The sequence below is a fragment of the Pseudoduganella sp. genome, assembly GCF_041914865.1.
GTDB lineage: Bacteria > Pseudomonadota > Gammaproteobacteria > Burkholderiales > Burkholderiaceae_D > Rugamonas.
This window is the reverse complement of the sequence record NZ_JAYSCO010000004.1, coordinates 98,753-123,724: the sequence shown is the minus strand read 5'-3', so window position 1 is coordinate 123,724 and position 24,972 is coordinate 98,753. Positions and strand designations below refer to the sequence as shown.

Here is a 24,972-nt window from a genome sequence, read left to right as displayed (position 1 = left end):
CGCAGCAGCCGGCGCTAGGCCTCGCTCAACTGCGGCGCCGCCGCGCCGGCCGGACCACACACGCGGTTGCGCCCCTCGCGCTTGGCGCAATACAGGGCCGCGTCGGCCTGCTGCACCAGCTGCTCGACCGCCGCGCCCTGCACCGGATGGCACACGGCCACGCCCAGGCTGAGGGTGATCACCGGCGCCACGGCGGACGCCGGGTGCGGGATGGCCAGCGCGGCGCAGGCAGCGCGCAATTCTTCGGCGATGGCCAGCGCGCCTTCCAGCCCGGTATTGGCGCACAGGAAAACGAACTCCTCGCCGCCGTAGCGCGCCGCCAGGTCGCCGGCGCGCCGCACATGCTGCTGCAGCACGCCCGCCACCGCCGCCAGGCAGCGGTCGCCCTCCTGGTGGCCCAGCGCGTCGTTGTAATCCTTGAAGTAGTCGATATCGCACAGCACCAGCGCCAGCGGGGCGCCGTTGCGCGCCGCGCGCTGCCATTCGTCGTGCAGCGCCTGGTCGAAGCGGCGCCGGTTGGCCAGCCCGGTCAGGGCGTCGGCAAAGGACAGGCGCGACAAGTGTTCGTTGGCCTGCTTCAGCGCCTCGGTCTTTTCCGCCACCAGGCGCTTCATCTCGGCCTGGCGCCGGCGCAGGTGGCGCACGCGCAGGCGGTACAGGCCGTAGAAGGCGCCCATGGTGGCCAGCGCCAGCAAGACGGCAAACCAGCGCGTCTGGTAGAAGTACGGCGGCACCGTCAGCTGCAGGCCGTCGCCGGCTTCGGCCCAGCGCTGGCCGTCGATGCTGGCCGCCACGCGGAAGCGGTAATTGCCGTGCGCCAGGGCCGGGAAGGTCACGGCGCGGCTCGGGCCGACGTCGATCCAGTCGCCGGACAAGCCTTCCATCCGGTAGCGGAAGCGCACGCGCTCGGCATGCACCAGGGTCTTGGCATGGTACTGGATGGACAGGGTGAGCGGCCCGGGCGGCAGCAGCAGCTCGGGCGCCAACGGCTGGCTGGCGCCGTTGACCGTCACCCGCTGCAGTTCCACCGCCGGCGGGCGCGCCGAATCGGGCAGCTTGCGCGGGTCGACCGTCACCACCCCGCGCGCCGACGGCAGCAGCAGGTTGCCGGCGCTGTCGATGGCGCTGGTGGGCTGCAGGCCGCCGGCGAAGGTGGTGCTGCGCATCACGTCGGCCGGGCCGAAGCCGTCCGACTGCACGCGCGCCAGCTTGCCCTCGGCGAAGGCGTCCAGCGCGCGCCGCGCCACGCGGTAAAAGCCGCGGTTGCCGGTCAGCCACAGGTAGCCGTCGCGGTCTTCCAGGATGCTGAGGCAGGTGCCGTCCCACAGGCCGTCGGCCGGGCGGATGCTGGCCAGGCGGTCCTGGCGCATGCGGTTCAGGCCGTCGCCATTGGTGCCGATCCACAGGCTGCCGTCGCCGTCTTCGTACAGCGCCATGATCCAGTTCGACAGCAGGCCGTCGGCCGCGGTCAGGGTCTTGAAGGCGCCGCCGCGGTAGCGCACCAGGCCGTCGCCGGTGGTGCCGATCCACAGCGTGCCGGCGCGGTCCTGCAGGATGGCGCTCACGCCGCCGCTCGGCGCGCCGGGCGTGCGCACCGCCTCGAAGCCCTGGCCGCCCAGGCGCGCCAGGCCGGACTGGGTGCCGGCCCACAGCACGCCCTGGCGGTCCTGGTACAGCACGCGCACATCGGAGCTGGGCAGGCCGTGCGCCGTATCGAACACGGTGACCTTGCCGTCGCGCAGGCGCGCCACGCCGCCGGTATAGGTGCCGATCCACAGCGTGCCGTCGCGCTCCTCGAGCAGGCTGGAAATCTCTTCGCTGGGCAGGCCGGCCTGTTTGCCCAGCACGCGGATGCCGTCGGCATCGATGCGGTTCAGGCCGCCGCCGGCGGTGGCGATCCAGGTCACGCCCTGGCGGCCCGGCAGCACCGAACGCACATTGTCGTGCGACAGGCCTTCCGGCACGCCGAGCACGGCGAACGGGCGGCTGCGCAGGCGCGCCAGGCCGCTGACCCAGGTGCCGACCCAGACGCTGCCTTCGCGGTCGGCCAGCAGCGACCAGATATGGTCGCCGGCCAGCCCGCCGCTGCTGGCGATGCTGCTGAAGCGTTCGCCCTCCATGCGCACCACGCCGCTGCCCCAGGTGCCGATCCACAGCGCGCCGCTGGCATCGCGCGCCAGCGCCGTCAGCTGGTCGGTCGGCAGGCCGTCGGCCACCGTGTACACCTTGATGCGTTCGCCCTGCACGCGCACCAGGCCGCCGCCTGCGGTGGCGGCCCACACGCCGCCGGCCGGGTCGGCCAGCACCGAGCGCACCTGCAGATGCGGGAAGCCGTTGCCGGGGTGGTAGGTGCGGAAGCGGCCGCCCGCATACGCCACCAGGCCGCCGCCCGAGCTGGCGATCCACAGCACGCCGTCGCGGTCGAACGCGAGCGCGCGCAGGCGGTCGGTGGGCAGGCCGTCGGCCTGGCGGAAGTAGCGCGCCTTGCCCTGCTGCCAGCGCACCAGGCCGTCGCTCGTGGCGGCCCAGATCGCGCCGTCCGGCGCCTGGGCGAAGGACCAGACGCGCTGGTCGCCCAGCGGGCCGGCCGAGAACATCTGGCGGAACTTGCCGTCGCGGTAGACGGCGGCGCCCTTGTTATGGCCGATCCACAGGTTGTGCTGGGCATCCTGCATCAGGCCCACCACCGGCTGCGAGGCGATGTCGGCCGCGCCGGCCGCGTCGAAGGTGGTGAAGCGCTGGCCGTCAAAGCGCACCAGGCCGGCCAGGGTGCCGACCCACAGCGAACCATCGCTGGCATGCACCAGGGCCGAGACGGCGTTCTGCGGCAAGCCCTGCTCGACCTGCCAGCCCTCCAGCCGGTACTGGCTCAGGGCGCGCTCGGGCGCGCTGCTCAACAGTGGGACGGCGGCGGGCGCGCCGGCCTGCGCGGCGGCCGCCATGGCGCCCCATGCGAGGGCCGCGCACAGCAGGCGGCGTGCATGTGCCAACAGGATACCCACATCAACCTCGACAGCGAAAAAAGATGACATTTTAACCAGTTTCACGCCTCGGCGGCTTTGCGCGCAGCCTTGCAGGCATACATGGCCTGGTCGGCATGGCGCATCAGCTGGTCAATCACTTCCCCGTGTTCGGGATACAGGGCGATGCCGATGCTGGCATGCGGGGTATGGAGGCAGCCGCCCAGCAGCAGCGGCGTGGCGATCACCTGCTCGATCTTGCCGGCCACCGCGGCGGCCTGGTGCAGGTCGTCCACGTTTTCCAGCAGGGCGACGAACTCGTCGCCGCCGATGCGCGCCACCGTGTCGGCTTCGCGCACGCAGGAGGTGATGCGGCGCGCGATGGCCTGCAGCAGCTGGTCGCCGGCCAGGTGGCCATGCACGTCGTTGACTTGCTTGAAATCGTCCAGGTCGATGAACAGCAGCGCGCCGCGCGACTGGCCGCGCCGGCAGCGCGCGATGGCGGACTGGATGCGGTCCTGGAACAAGCGCCGGTTGGGCAGCCCGGTCAGCTCGTCGTAGCGCGCGGCATGGGCCAGGTCGGCATGCAGCGCCAGCCGTTCGATCACGGCGCCGGCCTGGCCGGCGGTGAATTGCAGCAGGTCGAGCTCCTCGGCCGTCAGCGCGCCGCTACGGTCCAGGTCGAGCTGCAGTTCGCCGAAATGCATGCCGGGCGCCGACAGCGACACGTGGTGCCAGCCGGTCGCCTGCGGCGCCAGCCCGCCGCTGGCATAGGCCACCCGTTCGCCGGGCTGCAGCACGGCCGCCATGCCGCGCAGCGGCAGCAAGTCCTGCAGGATCAGGTGGAAGCTGCGGAACAGCTCGGGCAGCGTCTCGGCGCCATGGGCGGCGGTGGCCAGGGCCAGCATGCCGGCCTGGCGCTGCTCGGCGCGTTTGCGGCCGCTGATGTCGCGCGCCACGCCGATGCGCAGGCGCTCCTGCGGCGACCAGCGCGCCGACCACATGATGTGGGCCACGCTGCCGTCCTTGCGCAGGTAGCGGTTCTCGAAGCCGAGGCGGGGCTGGCCTTGCATCACCTGTGCCATTTCCGCCACAGTGCGCTCGCGGTCGGCCGGGTGGATGAAGTCGAGCACGCGGCAGCCGATCATCTCTGCCGGGGCGTAGCCGAAGATGGCCTGGCAGGCGCCGTTGACGAAAGCGATGCGGCCGTCCTCTTCCACCAGGAAGACGGCATCCAGGAGTAGCTCGGGCAGGCGCTGTAACGCATCAGTCATGCCTTGAGGATACAGCAAAAGGAGTCACTGCCGGGAAGCGATTTTCCGTTACTTTCCATGCGGAAATGGCGCCCCCCGGCCGGGCCGCTTACTCCGACACCTCGATCACCTTGTAGTTCGGGTCGGCCGTGATCTGCGCCTCGGTGTACGGCAGCTTGGCCCACTGGCCCTTGGCGTACAGCTTGGTCTGGTCGTTGAAGTACGGGCTGTCCGGGTCGGACGACTGGCTGTAGGTCAGGATGCCCTCCGCCACCGGCCCGGCCTCGTCCCAGGTCACGAACTGGATGTAGCTGTTGCCGTAGGCGCCGGCATTGGTCTTGGAGTCGGCCGTGTAGACCACGATGCCCGGATACAGCTCATTGCGCACGCCGCGCCAGTTCATGAAGGTGTAGCGCCCGCCCGGGATCGGCAGCGCGCCGTCCGGACGCGACACGGTCTGCACCTGGGCCGGCGTGGTGCGGCGCTTGGCGGCGGTGTCGAACTGGCTGCCGGCCACCAGGCTTTCCAGCTTGGCCAGGGCGGCCGGCACGCTGGACGCTGCCGCGCCGCGCGGCGTTTCCAGCGGGTCGGCCGGGTCGTACGGCACGCTCCACCAGCTGGCGGCATTCAGCTCGCCCAGGCCGGCGTACAGCTCGTAGAACAGGATGGCGCCCTGGCTGTTCGGGGCGTGCGTCTTGTCCCATGCCGCCAGCACGCTGCAGGCGTCCTTGGCCGCCGCGCTGGCGCTGGACGAGGCCAGGCAGGCGGCGGTGAAGTCCGGCAGCCATTTCTGCGCCTTGAAGAAGCGCGCCTGCAGGTACAGCTGCTGCAGGTTGGCCATGGTGAAGCGGTTGCCGGCCAGGCCGTCGGCGCTGGCCAGGCGGTCGCGCACCATGGCGTGGCCGGTGCGGGTGCGGTTGTTCTGCGGCAGGCCTTCCGCATTCGGGCCGGTGGCGATGATCTTCGGATAGCCGGCCAGGTATTGGCCGACGGTCGGCCACCAGTGGCTGTCGTTGGCGTTCAGGATGTAGTCGCTGCGCTTGATCCATGGGCGCTGCGCGGCCGGAACGGCGCCGGCCCAGTCGCAGGCTGCCGTGGTGCCGGCCATGACCACCACGCCGGTGCTGGCCATGATGTCCTGGAACGGCGCCCCCTGTGCCTTGCCCGGCACGCAGGCGGCCAGCTGGGCGTCCAGCACGTTGGCCGCCACCGAGTAGTTGGCGTACAGCGTGTCGCCGGCGCGGTCGGCGGCCATGGTGTTCACCCACGGCATGGCGGTGAAGGTGGCCGCCGCTTCGCGCAGGCTGTCGACGCTGGTGGCCTTGCCGTTCAGGATGACCTGGTCGATCAGCTTGTAGTTGCCCAGGTTGGCGTCCTGGATGGCGAAGGCCGAACTGCTGCCCCAGGCGAAGGAGCTGTCCATCAGCATCGGGCCGTATTCGGTGGTGTACAGGGTGCGCGAGAGCTGGGTCACGGCGCCGTCGGCGCCCTTGACGCTGATGGTCAGCGGCACCGCCGTCATCGCCACCGCCTTGCCGTCCTTGATGTAGCGCGTCGGGTTGCTCGGGTCGAGCGCCAGGTAGCGCAGGGTGAAGCGGTTGTCGGTGGAGAAGGTGTGGGTCCAGGCCACCTTGTCGTTAAAGCCGATCAGCGGCAGCGGCACGCCGAGCAGGGTGGCGCCCATCACGTCGTAGCCCTTGCCGGTCACGGTCAGGTGCAGCTGGTTCAGGCGCAGCGCGCCCCACCACGGGAAGTGCGGGTTGCCGAACACCATGCCCTTGCCGCTTTGCGTCACTTCCTTGCCCAGGCCGAAGCCGTTGGAGCCGATGGTGTGCTCGTGCAGCGCCTGCATATTGCGGAAGATCGAGGAATTGGTATAGCTGGCGGCGGCCAGCAGGCGCTCCTTGCCCGGCTTGCCCAGGGCGGCGGTGCGCGCGGCCGGCGGCTGGGCCGAGCCGATGGCCTTGATGAAGGCCATCGAGCTGCCCGCCATGGCGGCCTGGGCGAAGCGCAGGTAGGCGTCGTCCTCGGTCATCGGCTGCACCCAGGCCGCGTTGCGGCAGCTGGCCGGCAGGCTGGCGGCCGGGGTCTCTTTCAGGTAGCGGTTATAGCCGGCCACAAAGCCGGAGGTCAGGTCCTGCGCATCCTGGCTGGAAGCGGCCTTGATCTTGGCCGCCAGCGCGGGCGTGAACAGCAGTTTGTAGAAGAAATCGGAATCGACGTTGGGGAAGGTGTCGCCCAGCTGCCCCAGGTAGCCGCCCGTGCCGCCGAAATGCTTGGAACGCTCGCCGTGCAGGGTGACCAGCTCCTCCGCGTACAGGCAGATATTGTCCTTGGCGAAGGCATAGCCGTAGCCGTAGCCGGCGCCCTTGAAGTTGGCGGCCTTGATGTGCGGCACATTGTGCGAGGTGTAGCGGATCGAGGCGACGTAGGTGCTGCCGCTGATCGGCGGCGTGGTCGGGGTGGTCGGTGCCGGGGCATCGTCGCTGCTGCCGCTGCAGGCCGCCAGCACGGCCAGCGGGATCAACCTCAGGAACCGGGATACAGAATGCTGCTTCATCTTATCTCCTCTATTTTTCTGCTTATAAATTGAACTGCCGGCCAATCATACTATGCATTTATCGCAACAAAACCGGCCAGGCGGCCACTTCATGCACCAGTTAAACGAAGAAATTAGAGGGCGGCGTCTAATTGCCGTTTGCCGCATAATCGCAGGCATTCCCAACCACGAAAGCAACACTCATGACTGGTATCGCCGATTTCCCGATCAATGCCAAATGGCCTGCGCAACACCCGGAACGCCTGCAGCTGTACTCGCTGCCCACGCCGAACGGCGTCAAAGTCTCGATCATGCTGGAAGAAACCGGCCTGCCCTACGAGGCGCACCTGGTCGATTTCGAAAGCGGCGACCAGATGACGCCGGAATTCCTGTCGCTTAACCCGAACAACAAGATCCCGGCCATCATCGACCCGGACGGCCCGGGCGGCCAGCCGCTGCCGCTGTTCGAATCGGGCGCCATCCTGCTCTACCTGGCGGAAAAGACCGGCCAGCTGCTGCCGCAGGAGCCGGCGGCGCGCTACGAAACCATCCAGTGGCTGATGTTCCAGATGGGCGGCATCGGCCCCATGTTCGGCCAGGTCGGCTTCTTCCACAAATTCGCCGGCAAGGCGTATGAGGACAAGCGCCCGCGCGACCGCTACATCGCCGAGTCGGCGCGCCTGCTGAACGTGCTGGAGCAGCGCCTGCAGGGCCGCCAGTGGATCATGGGCGACGCCTACAGCATCGCCGACATCGCCATCTTCCCCTGGGTGCGCAACCTGGTCGAGTACTACGGCGCGGGCGACCTGGTGGGCTTCGAGCGCTTCACCAATGTGCAGCGCGTGCTGGCCGCCTTCGTCGCGCGCCCGGCTGTTGCGCGCGGGCTGAAGATTCCGGCGCGCGCCTGAAATACCGCAGCGCCAGGCGTACAATGGCCGGACTGGGCTGATTGCCCGTCCTGCCAGGAGCCTTGCCATGGAATGCCTGAAGCGCTGCGCGACTTTCCTCCTTATGCTGGCCGCCCTGGCGGCGGCGCCGGCCCATGCGGGCAAGCCCTACCAGCACTTCGTCGTCGGCGACGGCAGCAATGTGGTGCTGCCGCAGCCGGCCAAGCCCGCCATGGTGCTGATGGGCGGCGGGCCCGATGTCGATGCCGCCTTCGCCTGGATGATCCAGAAAGGCGGCGGCGGCAATTTCGTCGTGATCCGCAGCCGCGGCACCGACGCCTACAACCCCTATATCTACGCCAAGGGCGGCGTGCAGTCGGTGGAAACGCTGGTGATCCCGAGCCGCGAGGCGGCCAACGATCCGTTCGTGGCGCAGCGCATCCGCAACGCCGAAGCGCTGTTCATCGCCGGCGGCGACCAGGCCGACTACCTCAATTACTGGCAAGGCACGCCGGTGCAGGCCGCCATCCAGGAGCTGGCCAGCCGCCGCATCCCGATCGGCGGCACCAGCGCCGGCATGATGGTGCTGGGGCGCTTCATCTATTCCGCCCTGAACGGCAGCATCACCTCGCCCGAGGCGCTGGCCAATCCCTTCGACAAGCGCATCACGCTGGCGCGCGACTACCTGGCCATGCCGGACCTGGGCAGCGTGGTGACGGACGCGCACTTCGACACGCGCGAACGGCTCGGGCGCCTGGTGACGTTCATGGCGCGCATCGTCAACGACGGCTGGGCCGGCATGGCGCGCGGCATCGGGATCGATGTGGAAACGGCGTTGCTGGTGGAAGACGGCAAGGGCACGCGGGTCGGCCTGGGCGCCGTGACCTTCGTGCAATCGGTGGGCCAGCCGCAGGTGTGCAAGCCGCGCCAGCCGCTCACCTACCTGAACCTGGCTGGGCAGCGCCTGGCCGGCGGCGGCAGCTTCGACCTGCGCAACTGGGCCAGCTATGACGGCGGCACGGTGGGCTTCACCGTGTCGGCCGATAAGGGGGTATTGCTTACCAGGTGAAGTCGTCCGGGATCTTGTAGTCGGCGTACGGGTCGTCCTCGGCCGGCTCGCTGGCGGCCTTCTTGACCGTCACCACCACCTGCGGCGCGCGCTCGGCGATCTTCTCGGCCACCACGCGCGGCACCAGTTCGGCCACCTCGTCCAGCACCACGATCACCAGGCGGCCGTTGACCAGGTGCTGCTGCACCGCCGCCGACACGTGGATGCGCTCGATCTTGCTGCCGAAGGTGAAATTGTAGGCCACATCGCCATTGCCCTTGGGCTGGCGGTGCTGCTGCACCATCTGCACCACCTGCGCCATGATGGCTTTCTCGGCGGCGGCCGCGTCGCGCTGGGCATTGAGCTCGCGCGCGCGTTCGGCCTGCTTGCGCTGCTGTTCCAGCGCAGCTTCGCGCGCCTGGTCCACCGCCTTTTCGCCGGTGCGCAGTTCCTCTTTCCACTGCTTGGATTTATCCTGCTTGGCCTTGTTGACCTTTTTCTTGTCGACCAGGCCAGCCTTCATCAATTGTTCTTGCAACGAAACCATATGCTTCACTCCTTTCACAGCCGCAGTTTAGCAGAGCGCGTTATAGTGCCGGCATGAACCGTCTTGTCCCGCTTGCGGCCATCCTGGCCGCGCTGCTGCCGGGTCCCGCCGCCGCCAGCGATGGCGCGCAGCTGGTGGCCCTGGTCAATGCCTGGCGCGCCGCCCCCGCCTCCTGCCAGGGCCGCATGCGCCCGGCCCTGCCGCAGCTGGCGCCGCGCGCCGTGCTGTCGCGCGTGGCGCTGCGGCCGGGCAGCATCCTGCTGGCCGAGCTGGACCGTGCCGGCTACGACCCCGAGCTGGCGGACGCGGTGCAGGTGGCGGGCCCGGCCGACGCGCGCCAGGCCTTCGACATCCTGCGCGAGCATTACTGCGCCACCCTGTCCAACCCGCGCTACCGCGACATCGGCGCCCACCGCGACGGCAATGAATGGACGGTGGTGCTGGCGGCGGCCATGCCCGACCCGCAGCTCGTGCTGCCGGGCCAGGAACAGGCCGGACAGGAAGTCCTGGCCGCCACCAATGCCGCGCGCGCCGTGCCGCGCGATTGCGGCGGCGTGGCCATGCCGGCCGCGCCGCCGGTGCGCTGGAGCGCGCGCCTGGCGGCGGCGGCCCTGCAGCACAGCCAGGACATGGCGCAGCAGGGCTATTTCTCGCATACGGACACGCAGGGCAACGACGTGGCGCAGCGCGCGCTGGCGGCCGGTTACGCCTGGCGCAGCGTGGCCGAAAATATCGCGCGCGGCCAGAACAGCGCGCAGGAAGCGGTGGCCGGCTGGCTCAACAGCCCGGGCCATTGCCGCTCGCTGATGGATGCGCGCATGAGCGAGATGGGCGCCGCGTATAGCATCCGCAGCAACAAACGTTCCACTGCCTACTGGACCCAGGTGTTTGCCAGCCCGCGCTGAGCTTGACATCTTCCCCGGCCGTACTACGCTGACCTGATCGGCAGCCTGCGGCATGCCGCTGCGGGTGTCGTTGTTTCGGGGGATGCCATGGACACCAAGAAACTGATCAGTGAAGGTTACCAGCTGTTTGCCAGCGGCGACCTGAAGGCCCTGCTGGACCGTTATGTGGACGATGCAGAGCTGATCAATCCGGAATCGGATTACCTGCCCATCTCGGGCAGCTACCGCGGCAAGCAGGAAATCGCCGCCTACTTCGTGACGCTGAACGAAGCCCTGCAGTGCCTGCAGCTGGAACCAAAGACCATGGTGGCGGAAGGCGACACGGTGGTGGTCACCGGCGACTCGCGCTGGCTGGCGCGCAGCACCGGCATCCGCTACGACAACCCCTTCGTCCATGTCTTCAAGGTACGCGACGGCAAAGTCGTGTCGCAGCGCGCCTACTTCGACACCAGCAAGATGGAGCATGCGCTGCACCCCGCCAGCACCGGCCAGGCGGCCGGCCAACCGCTGCACCACTGACAAGGAGACGATGATGCCGACTGCCCGACCCAAGCTGCACAAGCTGCGCCTGGCGGCCGGCGCCGCCGCGCTGACCGCCTTGTGCGCCACCGGCCCTACGCAAGCGCTGCGCGAACCCGGCGCGCAATTCGACCCGCTGCTCGATGGCGCACGCTGCGCCAGCCCGGCCGGCGGGCCGCCGCTGCTGCTGGCCATGCTGGCGCAGACCGAGACCGCGCCATTCAAGCCGGCGCAGCAGGTGCCGCAGGCGCAAGCGGCCGGCGCGCCGCCGCTGTACCAGGACCTGGGCCGGCTGCAGATGCCCGTCACCACCAGCAGCCCGCGCGCCCAGGCCTACTTCAACCAGGGCCTGCGCCTGCTGTTCGCCTTCAACCACGCGGAAGCGGCGCGCGCCTTCCGCGCCGCGCAGCAGGCCGACCCGCAATGCGCCATGTGCCACTGGGGCGAGGCGCTGGTGCTGGGACCGAATATCAACGCGCCCATGTTCCCGGACGCCGTGGCACCGGCCGCCGCCGCGGCCGCACGCGCGCAGGCTGCCGCCGGCGCGGCCAGCCCGGTCGAACAGGCCCTGGTGCGCGCCGTGGCGCAACGCTACGCGGCGCAGCCGCCGGCCGACCGCGCCCCGCTCGACCAGGCCTATGCCGCCGCCATGACGGAAGCGGCGCGCAGCTTCCCCAACCACGACACGGTGCAGGTGCTGTTCGCCGAGGCGCTGATGGACCTCTCGCCCTGGGACTACTGGGAAGCGGGCGGCGCCCGCCCCAAAGGCCGCACGGCGGAAGTGGTCGATGCGCTGGAGCGCGTGCTGGAACGCAACCCGAGCCACCCGGGCGCGATCCACTACTACATCCACGCGGTGGAAGCCTCGACCCATCCGGACAAGGCGCTGCCCTATGCGCGCCAGCTGGCGCGCCAGATACCCGGTGCCGGCCACATCGTGCACATGCCTTCGCACATCTACTACCGCGTCGGCCTGTACAAGGAAGCCCTGCAGTCCAACCTGGACGCCATCGCCATCGACGAAAAGTACTTCAAGGGCGCCGCCAGCGACGCCGTCTACAAGGGCGCCTACTACCCGCACAACATCCACTTCGCCATGGTATCGGCGCTGATGGGCGGCGACGGCAAGGCCACCCTGCACGCCACCCAGCGCCTGGAGAAGTCCATCAATGCCGATCTGCTGCGCGCCATCCCCGCCCTGCAGCCGGTGCGCGCCGCGCCCTATTTCGCGCATGTGCAGTTCAGCGCGCCGGACACCCTGCTGGCCCTGCCGGAGCCGGACGCCGAGTTCGTCCTGCTGCGCGCCATGTGGCATTACGCGCGCGCCGTCGGCTTTGCGCGCAAGGGGCTGTGGACCGAGAGCCAGCAGCAGGTCGACGCCATCGTCGCCATCGAGCAGAAGGCCGACTTCAAGCCGATCACCGACTGGGGCGTGCCGGCCCCGCTGATCGCCCGGACCGCGCGCCTGGTGGCCAGCGGCAAGCTGGCCGAAGCCAAAGGCGAATTGCCGGCGGCGATCGGCGCCTTCACGGAAGCGGTGGCGGTGCAGGACAGCCTGCCATACACCGAACCACCGTACTGGTACTACCCGGTACGCCAGTCGCTCGGCGCGGTGCTGCTGAAGGCGGGCCGGCTGGACGAGGCGGAAGCGGCCTTCCGCGCCTCCTTCGCCAAGACGCCCAGCAACGGCTGGGCGCTGCGCGGGCTGCTCGCCGTGTACGAGCAGCGCGGCGACCAGGCTGCGGCGGCGGCCACGCGCAAGCGCTTCGCCGCCACCTGGCTCGGCCCGAAAGGCGGGCCGGACCTGGCCCGGCTCTGAGCAGGAGGACAGGCAAGGCGGCCTGGCAAACCCTATAATTTGCCAGGATGAAAAGATCACTGCTGCTGCCCGCCCTCGCCCTGCTCGCCTCCCTGGCCGCTGCCGCGCCGCCGGCGCGCCTGCTATCGGATTACACCCACACCGCCTGGACCCGCCTGCAGGGCGCGCCCAGCGATGTGGTCAAGTTCGCCCAGACCAGCGATGGCTGGCTGTGGATTTCCTCGCCGGGCGGCCTGACGCGCTTTGACGGCGTGCGCTTCGAACGGGTGGAGGCCCTGGGCGGGCACCGCCTGCAATCGGCCAGCACCATGGGCCTGCTCGCCACGCGCGACGGCGGCCTGTGGATCGGCCACCGCTTCGGCGGCATCACCGCCCTGGTGGGCGGCCAGGTGCGCGAGTTCGGCACCGAACACGGCTTGCCGCCGTCTGGCGTGTGGAGCCTGGCCGAGGGTCCGGACGGCAGCATCTGGGCCTGCGTTGGCGGCGGCCTGGCGGTGCTGGCGCCGGGCGCCGCGCGCTTTGCCGCGCTGACGCCGGACAGCGGCCTGCCGGCCGGCGTCGCGCGCCAAGTGCTGTTCAGCCGCAGCGGGCGGCAGTGGGTCTCGGTGCAGGGTGGCGTCTACTGGCGCGACGGGGGCGGCCGCTTCCGCCGCGCCTGGCCGCAGCTCGACCTGATGTCGCTGGCCGAGGGCCCGGACGGCACGATCTGGGCCACCGACGGCCAGCGGCACGGCTACCGCGTGCTGCCGGAAACGCCGCCCGGCAAGCCCGCGCCGCGCCCGGCCGTGTCAGCCAACGGCATCCACTTCGACCGCCACGGCACCATGTGGCTGCTGAAAGGCGACGCGCTGGAGCGCGGGCCAGGCGGCGACAGCAGCCAGCAGCTGCGGCGCGAGAACGGCATCAGCGGGCCGCTGCCGCAAACCTGGTTCGAAGACCGCGAAGGCAATATCTGGGTCGGCACCGCGTCCGGCCTGGACCGCTTGCGGCGCAACCGCCTGCGCCTGCTGGCCACGCCGCAGCCGCTCGACCACCCGGGCCTGCTGGCCGACGCCGACGGCCAGCTGCTGGTGGCCAACCAGGCCGGCGGCGTGCACCGCTTCAGCAGCGACGGCGTGCCGCTGCAGCGGGAAGGCAAGCTGATGACGGCCGGCTACCGCGCCCCCGACGGCGCGCTCTGGTTCGGCAACGACAGGGAGCGCTGGCGCAAGGCGCCATCGGGCCTGGTGTCCTGGTACCCGCACCCGCCCGAGTACGCGCAGCACGATGTGCAGGCCATGACCCTGGACCGCAGCGGCCGCATGTGGCTCTCGCTCGCGCGCCATGGCCTGTTCAGCGCCGAGGGCAGGCAGTGGACCAAGGATGGCGGCGTGGCGGGCCTGCCCGACGGCCTGGCGCCCACCGTCGCCAGCGACGCGCGCGGCCGCATCTGGGTCGGCTACCTGCGCAGCCGCGTCGCCGTGATCGACAACGGCAAAGCGCGCGTGTTCGGCGAGGCCGACGGGCTCCAGGTCGGCAATGTGCTGTCGCTGCTGGTGGACGGCGAGCGGGTCTGGGCCGGCGGCGAGTACGGCGTGGCCTGGTTCGACGGGCGCGGCTTCCACATGCTGGAGGCGCCGCTGCGCGGCATCTCCGGCATGGCGCGCACGGCGCAGGGCGAGCTGTGGCTGCATGGCTCGGAAGGCATCACGCGCATTGCGGCGCCGGAGGTGGCGCGCCTGCTGGCCGAGGCGGAGCAGGGCGCCGGATCCGGCCAGCCGGTGCGCTACGAGCGCTTCGACGCGCAGGACGGCCTGCCGGGCGGCGCCGAGCAGTTCCGTCCCCTGCCCTCGCTGGTGCAGGGCAGCGACGGCAAGCTGTGGTTCTCCACCGCCAGCGACGTGGCCAGCATCGACCCGGCCCGCATCGCGCGCAACCCGCTGGCGCCGCCGGTGCAGATCAGCGCCCTGCGCTCGGGCGGCGTGGCGTACATGCCGCTGCCCGCAGTGCGCCTGCCCAAAGGCAGCCGCGACATCGAGATCGCGTTCACTGCACTCAGCCTGGCGATGCCGGAGCGGGTGCGCTTCAGCTATATGCTGGAAGGGGTGGACAGCGGCTGGCGCGACGTGCAGGGCCGGCGCGAGGCGTTCTACACCAACCTGGCGCCGGGCCAGTACCGCTTCCGCGTGCTGGCCGCCAACGAGGACGGCGTGTGGAATGCCGAAGGGGCCACGCTGCAGCTGGAGATCCCGCCCACCTTCACCCAGACGCCCTGGTTCATCGCCCTGCTGGTGCTGGGCGGCGCGCTGCTGCTGGCGGCCGCCTACGCGCTGCGCGTACGCCAGCTGACGGCGCGCCTGCAGGACCTGCAGCAGGAACGCCTGGCCGAGCGCGCCCGCATCGCGCGCGGCCTGCACGACACCCTGCTGCAAAGCGTGCAAAGCCTGATCATGTTCTTCGACCGCCAGGCGGCGCGCCTGGCGCCCGGCAGCGAGGAAAAGGCCAAGGTCGAGCAAACGCTGGAGCTGGCCGACCAGCTGATGGCCGAGGGCCGCAACTACATCATGGACCTGCGCTCGGGCGGCGGCGCCGACCAGCTGGCGCAGGCACTGCGCCAGTATGGCGCGGTGCTGCTGCACGAACGCTTCCATGTCGCCAGCACCGGCCAGCCGCGCGCCATGCCGCCCCAGGTGCAGGAGGAAGTGCTGTCGATCGCGCGCGAAGCGCTGTTCAACGCGGCGCGCCACGCGCACGCCACGCGCGTCGAACTGCGGCTCGATTACGGCGCCAGCTTCTTCCTGCTCGAAGTGCGCGACGACGGCTGCGGCCTGCAGCGCGCCCATGCGCCCGGACCGGGCCGGCTGGGCCACTACGGCCTGGTCGGCATGCGCGAGCGCGCCGCCGCGCTGGGCGCCACCTGCAGCATCGGTTCCCCGGCCGAAGGCGGCACCGCGGTGCGCCTGCAGCTGGCGGCGCAACTGGCCTTTGTCGAGCGGCGCCAGGCCAGCTGGCTGGCACGCGTGCGGCGCTGGCTGCCATTCGCCACTTCCAAGTAAGATGCGCGTTTCGCAACTTGCAAGGATAAAGCATGTCTATACAACGCTGGCCGCTGCTATTGCTGCACTGGCTGCTGGCCCTGGCGGTCCATGCCGCGCCCGCCGACGCCGGCCGCGCCGCCAGCCTGGCCGCGCCGCAGCCCGACGGCCAATCGTTCGAGCGGCGCCGCTGGACCCAGGTCGACGGCGCGCCGCAGATGGGCAACGGGCTGGCACAGACGGCCGACGGCATGTTGTGGATCGGCTCGGCGCTCGGCCTGTACAGCTTTGACGGCGTGCGCTTCCGCAAGGTGCAGCAGGTGTATGGCCAGCCGCTGCAGTCGAGCAATATCAGCTTCATCTATAAATTCGACGATGCGCTGGCAGTCGGCTATTACTTCGGCGGCCTGAGCATCTTCACCCCGCGCGGCGCCACCCACCATCGGGCCGGGCGTGGCTTCCCGCGCGGCTCGATGCAGGGCTTTACCGCCAGCAAGGACGGCAAGCAGTATGCGATCACCACCACCGGCCTGTTCATGCAGCAAGGCGGGCAGTGGGTGGCGCAAGGGGAGGATAGCCTGCCGGGCGGCGGCAGCTGGGTCGCCCATGACCGCGCCGGGCGCCTGTGGGTGCGGGTCGACCGCGATTACTACGTGCGGCCGCTGGGCAGCACACGCTTCGTACGGCTGCCGGTCGAGCAAGACGTGCGCACTGCATGGACCATGGACGGCTTGTTCGTGCTGCCGCGCGGCGGGAACGTGCGCCCGCTCGATGTAGCGCCGCTGCCACCGGATTTGCCGGCCAGGCAGTTCGTCCTGCCCGACCAGTTCCGCAGCCCGCCCCTGCCCGGCCCGCACGGCACGCTGTGGAGCACCCGCAGCGACGGCCTGGTGCGCCTGGCGCCCGGCGCCGACGGCAAGCTGCAGGTGGCCGAGCTGTTCGCCAGCAGCGAGGCGCGCGACGCCATGATCAACCGCATGACGATCGACCGCGAAGGCAACCTGTGGATCCTCAACCCGGGTGGTGTCGAACGCTTGCGGCGCCACCGCGTGCAGCGCCTGCCGGGCGCCGCCAACGCTTTCTTCTGGCTGGGGCAGCGCGGCTTCGGCGATGAGCTGTGGCTGGGCGCCAACGGCCTTCCGCTGACACGGGTCAAGGCCGATGGCAGCCGCCAGGAGACGCCGGTCAGCATGGCCAATGTACTGCTGCGCCTGACCGACGACCATGTCTGGGTGGGCGCCGCCAAGGCGCTCTGGGAATTCCACGGCGATCGCCAACAGCAGTGGGACTTGCCGCCGGGGCTGGGCAAGGCGGCCGAGGTGCAGGCCCTGGCGCGCGAACGCGGCGGGCGCCTGCTGGTCTCGCTTACGCGCAACGGCCTGTGGCATTTTGACCAGGGCAAGTGGCAGCGCGACCCGCGCCTGGCGGGCGTGGACGAAGCCATCCCGACCACGATGCTGACCGACAGCCAAGGCATCACCTGGCTCGGCCTGACCAATAACCGCCTGTTGTGGCTGGAAAACGGCACCCTGCAGACCTTGCCTGCCAGCGCCGGGCTGCAAGTGGGAAATGTGCTGACGCTGGCCGACATTGGCGGCAAGCTGCTGGTCGGTGGCGACCTCGGCGCCGCCTGGCTGGAGAATGGCACAGCCCACCCGCTGCGCTTGCGCAATGTGGAGAATTTCCAGCGCATCACCGGCATGGTCACCGACCGCCAGGGCAGCCTTTGGCTGCACAGCAACGACGGCTTGCACCGTGTCAGCGCCGAGGCCCTGGCAGGCTTCTGGCGTGCGCCGGCGCACGCGCTGCAGGCGGAGCTGTTCAACTTTGAGGACGGGATCCACGGCATGGCCGCGCAGTCGCGCCCCCTGCCCTCGCTGTCCCTGGCGCACGACGGCCGCCTGTACTACGCCACCATGACCGAGACCGGCTGGCTCGATCCGTCCGCCATCGCGCGCAACCGGCGCGCGCCGACCGTGCTGCTGCAATCGCTGCGCAGCGGCGAACGCGAATACGCGGCGCAGGACGGGCTGGTGCTGCCGCAGCAGACCTCGGCCGTCGAACTGGCCTTCACCGCCACCGCGCTGTCGATCCCGGAGCGCGTGCGCCTCAAGTTCCGCCTGGACGGCGTCGACCGCGACTGGCGCGAGGCCGGGCCCGAGCGGCGCGCGCAATACACCAACCTGGCGCCCGGCGAGTACCGCTTCCGCGTGATCGCCGCCAACGAGGACGGGGTCTGGAATACCGAGGGCGCGCAGTTCAGCTTCCGCATCGAGCCCGCGCTGTGGCAGACCACCGGCTTCCGCCTGGCCTGCGCGCTGGCGGCCCTGCTGGCGGCGCTGCAGCTGTACCGCTGGCGCGTGGCCGTGATCCAGCGCCGCGCCGAGCAGCATGCCGCGCTGCGCCTGGAAGCGACCCTGCAGGAGCGCAGCCGCATCGCGCGCTCGCTGCACGACAACCTGCTGCAGGCGGTGCAGGCCTTGCTGCTGCGCTTCCACCTGGTGGAGCAGAAGCTGGTGGCGCAGCCGGAGCTGCGGCATATGGTGGGCAGCGCCCTCGATTACGCCGAAACGCTGGTGGCCAGCACGCGCGACGAAGTGATGGAGCTGCGCCGCGCGCCCGGCGCCGACGCGCTGTTCGAGTCGCTGCGCCAGGCGGCCGAACAGGCGCTGCCTGGCGCCGGCCAGCGCCTGAGCTTTACCGTCAGCGGCCGGCCGCGCCACCTGGCCCTGGAAGCCGGCGCGGAGCTGGGCTGCGTGCTGCGCGAGGCGGTGTGGAACAGCGTGCGCCATGCCGGCGCGCGCCAGATTGCCGTGCGCCTCGAGTATGGCGCCGAAGCCCTGCTGGCGCAGGCCTGCGACGACGGCGTCGGCCTCGATCCCGCCATTGCCGAACATGGGCGCGATGGCCACTGGGGCCTGGCCGGCATGCGCGAGCGCATCGGCCGCCTGGGCGGGCGCATCGCGATCGCGGCCGGTGCGCAAGGCGGCACCGAAGTGCGGCTGGCAATCCCGGCGCAGCAGGCCTATGCCTGAGGGGCGCGCCAGCGCGGCCGGGCGCTAGGGCGTGCCGCCCTCGAACCAGCGCTTGATGATGTCGCGCTCGGCGTCCGTCATGCCGGTCTGGTTCCCCAGCGGCATGGCGCGCAGCACTACCACCTGCAGGTAGATGTCGGGCGCGCGGTTGCGGATGCCGGCGTCGGAATCGAGCCGCACGCCGCTCGGCGCGCCGGCCCCGGCATGGCAGGCCAGGCAGCGCGCCTGGATGATGCCGCGCACCGTGTCGAAGGACGGCACGGCGCTGGCCAGCAGCTGGGCGATGGTGGCGTCGATCACGGGGCCGTAGGCGTTGGGGTCGCTGTCGGCCGTGACCCCGGCCAGCATGCTGCGCACGGCGGCGGCGGCGGCGTTGCCGCTGTAGGCGCTGGCTTTGGCCTGGGTGTCGAGCGCGCTGGTGAAGGCGCGCGCCACGGCGATGCGGTTGCGCACCAGCCGGGCATCCAGCAAGCCTTGCGGCGAGGTGTTGATCAGGGCGCCGGCCATGATGGTGAAGGAGGCGCGGGCGCGCGTCAGGCCGCCGCCGTTCAGGGCCGCCAGCCAGTAGGCCTTGCCCTCCGCATCCGGCACCCGGTTCAGCACATTGGCGTAGATCGCGTTGAGGAAGACTTCGTTGTCGCCCGAGTACAGCGCGGCCGATTCGGCGCTGTTGCCGAAGCTGTCGATCAGCGCGCGCACGCTGGCATTATTGGTATAGGCGAAATTCAGGTCCTGGATATCGACCGGCGCCGCCAGCCCTTCCATCTGCGCCGTGAAATTGGCCAGGCCGCCGGTATCGGCCGCGCGCCCGAAATAGGCCACGTAGAGCTGCTGCACCACTTCCTGGTAATCGATCGCCGGCGCGGCTTGCACGGCGCCATGCGCCGCCAGGCGCGTGCCGGGCGCGGGCGCCTCGTTGCCGCCACCGCAGGCGGGCAGCAGGGCCGCCGCCAGGCAGCTCAGCAGTATTGCAAGGATGCGTTTCATGGCCACCTCCATCGCTGCAAATCCACCGCCCCATCATGCCACGTTTGCCGCCGCATGTCGCGCCATCCCCCAAAAGAGGTAGGCGGCCCGCCCCCGGATGGGCGATTTGCGAACGGCGGCGGCTGGCTATTCTTCTTGACATCCCAACCACACAAGAAAGAAGGGCCTACCATGTCATCCCCTACCAGCAACCGCCGCCGCAATGTCCTGCTCAGCGCCGCCGCCAGCGCGGTCGCCGCCGGCGCCTCGCTCAGCGCGTCCACCGCCGCCGCTGCCCCCGCCGCCCCCGCCGCCAAGGGCGCCGCCGGCCGCACTTCCGGCACCTTCACCACGCGCGACGGCGTGGAAATCTATTACAAGGACTGGGGCCCGCGCAACGGCCCGGTGGTGGTGTTCAGCCACGGCTGGCCGCTCAATTCCGACAGCTGGGAATCGCAGATGCTGTTCCTGTCCGAGCACGGCTACCGCACCATCGCCCATGACCGCCGCGGCCACGGCCGCTCCAGCCAGCCGTGGGACGGCAACGACATGGACCACTACGCCGACGACCTGGCGCAGCTGCTGGACAAACTGGACGTGAAGAACGCCGCCCTGTTTGGCTTCTCCACCGGCGGCGGCGAGGTGGCGCGCTACCTGGCGCGCCACGGCAGCAAGCGCGTGGCCAAGGCCGGCCTGATTTCCGCCGTGCCGCCGCTGATGCTGAAGACCGCCGCCAACCCGGGCGGCCTGCCGATCGAAGTGTTCGACGGCATCCGCGCCGGTTCGCTGAAGGACCGCTCGCAGCTCTACCTGGACATCGCCTCCGGCCCCTTCTTCAACTTCAACCGCCCGGGCGCCAAGCCGTCGCAGGGCATGATCAACGCCTGGTGGATGCAGGGCATGATGGCCGGCCACAAGAACACCTACGACTGCATCAAGGCCTTCTCGGAAACCGACTTCACGGCCGACCTGAAAAAGATCGAGATCCCGATGCTGGTGCTGCACGGCGACGACGACCAGATCGTGCCGATCGGCGCCTCGGCGCACGCTGCCGCCAAGCTGCTGAAGAACGCCAGGCTGGTGGTGTACCCGGGCGCGCCGCACGGCCTGACCGACACCCACAAGGACAAGCTGAACGCCGACCTGCTGGCCTTCATCAAGGGTTAAACCATGGACCGCCTGTTGACTACCGCGGCCGGCGCGCCGGTCGCGGATAACCAGAACGTGGAAACGGCGGGCCCGCGCGGCCCCCTGCTGCTGCAGGACGTGTGGCACCTGGAAAAGCTGGCCCACTTCCACCGCGAGGTGATCCCGGAGCGGCGCATGCACGCCAAGGGTTCCGGCGCTTACGGCAGCTTCACCGTGACGCACGACATCACGCGCTATACCAAGGCCGCCGTGTTCGGCGCGGTGGGCAAGAAGACCGAGGCCTTCGTGCGCTTCTCCACCGTGGCCGGCGAGCGCGGCGCGGCCGATGCCGAGCGCGACATCCGCGGTTTCGCCGTCAAGCTGTACACCGAGCAGGGCAACTGGGACATCGTCGGCAACAATACGCCGGTGTTCTTCATGCGCGACCCGCTCAAGTTCCCGGACCTGAACCACGCCGTCAAGCGCGACCCGCGCACTAACCTGCGCAGCGCCGACAACAACTGGGACTTCTGGACCCTGCTGCCGGAAGCGCTGCACCAGGTCACCATCGTAATGAGCGAGCGCGGCATCCCGGCGTCCTACCGCCACATGCACGGTTTCGGCAGCCACACCTTCAGCTTCATCAACGCGGCGGGCGAGCGGCACTGGGTCAAGTTCCACTTCGTCAGCCAGCAGGGCATCGTCAACCTGACCGACGCCGAGGCGGCCGAGCTGATCGCGAAAGACCGCGAATCGTCGCAACGCGACCTGTTCGAAGCGATCGAGCGCGGCGACTACCCGCGCTGGACGCTGAAAGTGCAGCTGATGAGCGAGCAACAGGCCGCCGCCGCGCCGTTCAACCCATTCGACCTGACCAAGGTGTGGCCGCACAAGGACTACCCGCTGCACGAAGTGGGCGTGCTGGAGCTGAACCGCAACCCGGACAACTACCACGCCGACGTCGAGCAGGCCGCCTTCACGCCGGCCAACGTGGTGCCGGGCATCGGCTTCTCGCCCGACCGCATGCTGCAATCGCGCCTGTTCGCCTACGGCGACGCGCAGCGCTACCGGCTGGGGGTGAACCACCACCAGATCCCGGTCAACACGCCACGCTGCCCGTTCCACAGCTACCACCGCGACGGCGGCATGCGGGTGGACGGCAACCACGGCGGCAGCATCGGCTACGAACCCAATTCCAAGGGCGAGTGGGCGCAGCAGCCGGCCTACGCCGAGCCGGCGCTGGCCCTGGACGGCGCCGCCGCGCGCTGGAACCACCGCGCCGACGACGACTACTACAGCCAGCCGCGCGCCCTGTTCCGCCTGATGGACGAGCAGCAGCGCCAGGCCCTGTTCGACAACACCGCGCGCTCGCTGCAAGGCGCCTCGCTGGAGATCCAGCAGCGCCACATCGAGAACTGCAACAAGGCCGATGAGGCCTACGGCGCCGGCGTCGCCGCCGCCCTCGACAAACTGAAACCACTCTGGTAACCACCGAAAGGAAAACTGTTATGACCATTACCGCCAAAGCCACCCCGGGTTCCCTGCTGCTGACCCCGCGCGACCACACCCTGATCATGATCGACCACCAGTCGCAGATGGCGTTCGCCACGCACTCGATCGACGCGGTGCAGCTGCGCAACAACGCGGCCCTGGTGGCGCATGCCGCGGCCGGCTTCGATGTCTCGACCATCGTCACCACGGTGGCCGAGAAGAGCTTCTCCGGCCCGGTGTTCGACGAGATCAAGTCCGCCTTCCCGAACGCGGAAATCACCGACCGCACCTCGATGAACACCTGGGAGGACGAGAACGTGATCCGCCGCGTGAACGCCATCGGCAAGAAGCGCATCGTGCTGGCCGGCCTGTGGACCGGCGTCTGCATCGTCGGCCCGGCGCTGTCGGCGCTGGACCAGGGCTTCGAGGTGTACGTGATCGCCGACGCCTGCGGCGACGTGTCGTCCGAGGCGCATGAGCGCGCCATGGACCGCATGGTGCAGGCTGGCGCCCGTCCAATGACCTCCCTGCAGTACCTGCTGGAACTGCAGCGCGACTGGGCCCGCACCGACAGCTATGAGCTGACCACCGGCATCGCCAAGAAGTTCGGCGGCGCCTACGGCCTGGGCATCATCTACGCCCAGACCATGTTCCACGCCAAGGAAGGCCAGTGAAGATTTATCTTCTCTCGCTCGGTGCCGGCCTCTTGGCCGGCATCTTGTACGGCGTGCTGAACGTACGCTCGCCGGCGCCGCCCGTGGTGGCGCTGGTCGGGCTGCTCGGCATCCTGCTGGGCGAGCAGGTGCCGCCGCTGGTGCGCCAGTGGCTGGCGCCCAAGCCGCCGCAGGTATCATGGCTGCAAGAGCAGGTCAAGCCGCACTGTTTCGGCGAACTGCCTTGCGCTGCCAAACCTCAGGAGAAACAATGACCACGCCTGAACTGATCCTTCACAACGGCCGCTTCACGACGCTGGACCGCAGCCAGCCCGAGGCCGCAGCGGTCGCCGTCACCGGCGGCCGTTTTTCACATGTGGGCGAAACGCGCGAGATCCTGCCGCTGGCCGGCCCGCACACCCGCATCATCGACCTGCAAGGGCGGCGAGTGCTGCCCGGCCTGATCGACAACCACCTGCACCTGATCCGGGGCGGGCTGAATTTCAATATGGAGCTGCGCTGGGACGGCGTGCGCTCGCTGGCCGACGCCATGGCCATGCTGCGCGCCCAGGTGGCCATCACGCCGGCGCCGCAATGGGTGCGCGTGGTGGGCGGCTTCACCGAGCACCAGTTCGTGGAAAAGCGCCTGCCCACCATCGAGGAGCTGAACGCCGCCGCGCCCGACACGCCGGTCTTTATCCTGCACCTGTATGACCGCGCCTTGCTGAACGGCGCCGCGCTGCGCGCCGTCGGCTACGACCGCGATACGCCGCAGCCACCGGGCGGCCAGATCCTGCGCGACAGCGCCGGCAACCCGACCGGCCTGCTGCTGGCCAAGCCGAATGCTTCCATCCTGTACGCCACCCTGGCCAAAGGCCCCAAGCTGCCGCCCGAGTACCAGCTGAATTCGACGCGCCACTTCATGCGCGAGCTGAACCGCCTGGGCGTGACCGGCGCGCTCGACGCCGGCGGCGGCAACCAGAATTATCCCGAGGACTACCAGGTGATCCAGCAGCTGGCCGACGCCGGCCAGCTGACCGTGCGCCTGGCCTACAACCTGTTCACGCAAAAGCCGAAGCAGGAGAAGGAAGACTTCCTGCACTGGGCCCAGCACAGCAAGTACCAGCAGGGCGACGACTACTTCCGCCACAACGGCGCGGGCGAGATGCTGACCTTCTCGGCGGCCGACTTCGAGGACTTCCGCGAGCCGCGCCCGGACCTGCCGGCCACTATGGAGGACGACCTGGAAGGCGTGGTCCGCATCCTGGTGCAGAACCGCTGGCCGTGGCGCATGCACGCCACCTACGACGAAACCATCTCGCGCGCGCTGGACGTGTTCGAGAAGGTCAACCGCGACATGCCGCTGGACGGCCTGCACTGGTTCTTCGACCACGCGGAAACCATTTCGCCGCAGTCGGTCGAGCGCATCGCCGCGCTGGGCGGCGGGGTGGCGGTGCAGCACCGCATGGCTTACCAGGGCGAGTACTTCGTCGAGCGCTACGGCGCGGCGGCGGCGGAAGCGACGCCGCCGGTGAAGTACCTGCTGGAGTCGGGCGTGAAGGTATCGGCCGGCACCGATGCGACGCGCGTGGCCTCCTACAACCCGTGGGTGTCGCTGTCCTGGCTGACCACCGGGCGCACGGTGGGCGGCATGCGCCTGTACCCGCAGCGCAACCTGCTGGACCGCGAGGCGGCGCTGCGCATGTGGACCGAGAACGTGACCTGGTTCTCCAACGAGGAAGGCAAGAAGGGCCGCATCGCGGTCGGCCAGCTGGCCGACGTGATGGTGCCGGACCGCGACTTCCTGCGCTGCCCGGAGGACGAGATCGCGGACACGACGTCGCTGCTGACCGTGGTGGGCGGCAAGGTGGTGTACGCGGCCGGTCCGTTCGCCGGGTTCGACGCGCCGCTGCCGCCGGCCATGCCGGACTGGTCGCCGGTGCGGCGCTACGGCGGCTACGGCGCCTGGGGCGCCATGCCGGGCGCCCTGGTCAGCACGGCGCAGGGCGCCTACCGCACGGCCGACGGCCGGCGCGGCGCGGACAATGCCGGCGCCGGCCAGGCGCGCGCGCAGGCGGCCTGCGGCTGCGCGCGCCAGTGCGGCATGCACGGCCACCAGCACGCGACGGCGTGGACGCGTTCCCTGCCGGTCGCCGACCTGCAGTCGTTCTGGGGCGCGCTGGGCTGCTCCTGCTGGGCGGTGTGACG

17 protein-coding genes are annotated in these 24,972 nt (G+C 70.0%); 12 read left to right on the top strand and 5 right to left on the bottom strand.

The window, feature by feature from the left end; translation table 11 throughout:
* Nucleotides 1-14: 14 nt before the first annotated feature.
* The 3 genes from ACE3TQ_RS03300 to ACE3TQ_RS03290 all read right to left on the bottom strand — a co-directional run bounded on the left by ACE3TQ_RS03300 (nt 15) and on the right by ACE3TQ_RS03290 (nt 6,773).
* Nucleotides 15-2,990, bottom strand: coding sequence for a two-component regulator propeller domain-containing protein (locus ACE3TQ_RS03300; RefSeq protein ID WP_374580509.1), 2,976 nt, complete (start codon nt 2,988-2,990; stop codon nt 15-17).
* 53 nt (nt 2,991-3,043) lie between these two features.
* The gene (locus ACE3TQ_RS03295) at nt 3,044-4,234 is read right to left on the bottom strand and encodes a diguanylate cyclase domain-containing protein (RefSeq protein WP_374580508.1); all 1,191 of its coding nucleotides are present in this window, start codon (nt 4,232-4,234) and stop codon (nt 3,044-3,046) included.
* 88 nt (nt 4,235-4,322) lie between these two features.
* Nucleotides 4,323-6,773 (bottom strand): penicillin acylase family protein, encoded by a 2,451-nt coding sequence (locus tag ACE3TQ_RS03290; RefSeq protein WP_374580507.1) that lies wholly within the window; start codon nt 6,771-6,773, stop codon nt 4,323-4,325.
* A 182-nt stretch (nt 6,774-6,955) separates the two neighbouring features.
* Between ACE3TQ_RS03290 and ACE3TQ_RS03285 the strand changes: the two genes are divergently transcribed.
* Nucleotides 6,956-7,660, top strand: coding sequence for a glutathione S-transferase N-terminal domain-containing protein (locus ACE3TQ_RS03285; protein WP_374580506.1), 705 nt, complete (start codon nt 6,956-6,958; stop codon nt 7,658-7,660).
* A gap of 67 nt (nt 7,661-7,727) precedes the next feature.
* On the top strand, nt 7,728-8,708 hold the full coding sequence (locus ACE3TQ_RS03280) for a cyanophycinase (RefSeq protein WP_374580505.1): 981 nt from the start codon (nt 7,728-7,730) through the stop codon (nt 8,706-8,708).
* Here the strand turns inward: ACE3TQ_RS03280 and ACE3TQ_RS03275 are convergent.
* Nucleotides 8,698-9,234: a DUF2058 domain-containing protein gene (locus ACE3TQ_RS03275; protein WP_374580504.1), complete on the bottom strand. Its 537-nt coding sequence runs from the start codon at nt 9,232-9,234 to the stop codon at nt 8,698-8,700. The genes ACE3TQ_RS03280 and ACE3TQ_RS03275 overlap by 11 nt on opposite strands.
* A 53-nt stretch (nt 9,235-9,287) precedes the next feature.
* Here ACE3TQ_RS03275 and ACE3TQ_RS03270 point away from each other — a divergent pair, with 53 nt between their 5' ends.
* From ACE3TQ_RS03270 to ACE3TQ_RS03250, 5 genes are all read left to right on the top strand, one after another.
* Nucleotides 9,288-10,139: a CAP domain-containing protein gene (locus ACE3TQ_RS03270; RefSeq protein WP_374580502.1), complete on the top strand. Its 852-nt coding sequence runs from the start codon at nt 9,288-9,290 to the stop codon at nt 10,137-10,139.
* Between the two features lie 87 nt (nt 10,140-10,226).
* Entirely contained in the window at nt 10,227-10,658 is a 432-nt protein-coding gene (locus tag ACE3TQ_RS03265) for a nuclear transport factor 2 family protein (protein ID WP_374580501.1), read from the top strand.
* Between the two features lie 10 nt (nt 10,659-10,668).
* Nucleotides 10,669-12,477: a tetratricopeptide repeat protein gene (locus ACE3TQ_RS03260; RefSeq protein ID WP_374580500.1), complete on the top strand. Its 1,809-nt coding sequence runs from the start codon at nt 10,669-10,671 to the stop codon at nt 12,475-12,477.
* 47 nt (nt 12,478-12,524) lie between these two features.
* The gene (locus tag ACE3TQ_RS03255) at nt 12,525-15,512 is read left to right on the top strand and encodes a triple tyrosine motif-containing protein (RefSeq protein WP_374580499.1); all 2,988 of its coding nucleotides are present in this window, start codon (nt 12,525-12,527) and stop codon (nt 15,510-15,512) included.
* A gap of 32 nt (nt 15,513-15,544) precedes the next feature.
* Nucleotides 15,545-18,526 (top strand): triple tyrosine motif-containing protein, encoded by a 2,982-nt coding sequence (locus tag ACE3TQ_RS03250; RefSeq protein WP_374580498.1) that lies wholly within the window; start codon nt 15,545-15,547, stop codon nt 18,524-18,526.
* A gap of 24 nt (nt 18,527-18,550) precedes the next feature.
* Here the strand turns inward: ACE3TQ_RS03250 and ACE3TQ_RS03245 are convergent, their stop codons facing one another.
* Nucleotides 18,551-19,513 (bottom strand): DUF4214 domain-containing protein, encoded by a 963-nt coding sequence (locus ACE3TQ_RS03245; RefSeq protein WP_374580497.1) that lies wholly within the window; start codon nt 19,511-19,513, stop codon nt 18,551-18,553.
* A 171-nt stretch (nt 19,514-19,684) separates the two neighbouring features.
* Here ACE3TQ_RS03245 and ACE3TQ_RS03240 point away from each other — a divergent pair, with 171 nt between their 5' ends.
* Genes ACE3TQ_RS03240 through ACE3TQ_RS03220 form a run of 5 tightly spaced genes read left to right on the top strand, consistent with a single transcriptional unit; the run spans nt 19,685 to nt 24,970 of the window.
* Entirely contained in the window at nt 19,685-20,659 is a 975-nt protein-coding gene (locus ACE3TQ_RS03240) for an alpha/beta fold hydrolase (protein ID WP_374580496.1), read from the top strand.
* Nucleotides 20,660-20,662: 3 nt separating this feature from the next.
* Nucleotides 20,663-22,108 carry a catalase gene (locus ACE3TQ_RS03235; RefSeq protein WP_374580495.1) on the top strand — a complete coding sequence of 482 codons (1,446 nt, stop codon included), beginning with the start codon at nt 20,663-20,665 and terminating at the stop codon, nt 22,106-22,108.
* A gap of 20 nt (nt 22,109-22,128) precedes the next feature.
* Nucleotides 22,129-22,785: a hydrolase gene (locus ACE3TQ_RS03230; protein ID WP_374580494.1), complete on the top strand. Its 657-nt coding sequence runs from the start codon at nt 22,129-22,131 to the stop codon at nt 22,783-22,785.
* Nucleotides 22,782-23,039 (top strand): DUF1427 family protein, encoded by a 258-nt coding sequence (locus tag ACE3TQ_RS03225; RefSeq protein WP_374580493.1) that lies wholly within the window; start codon nt 22,782-22,784, stop codon nt 23,037-23,039. Before ACE3TQ_RS03230 ends, ACE3TQ_RS03225 begins: the two co-directional genes overlap by 4 nt.
* Entirely contained in the window at nt 23,036-24,970 is a 1,935-nt protein-coding gene (locus ACE3TQ_RS03220) for an amidohydrolase (RefSeq protein ID WP_374580492.1), read from the top strand. The genes ACE3TQ_RS03225 and ACE3TQ_RS03220 overlap by 4 nt, the downstream gene beginning before the upstream one ends.
* Nucleotides 24,971-24,972 lie beyond the last annotated feature (2 nt).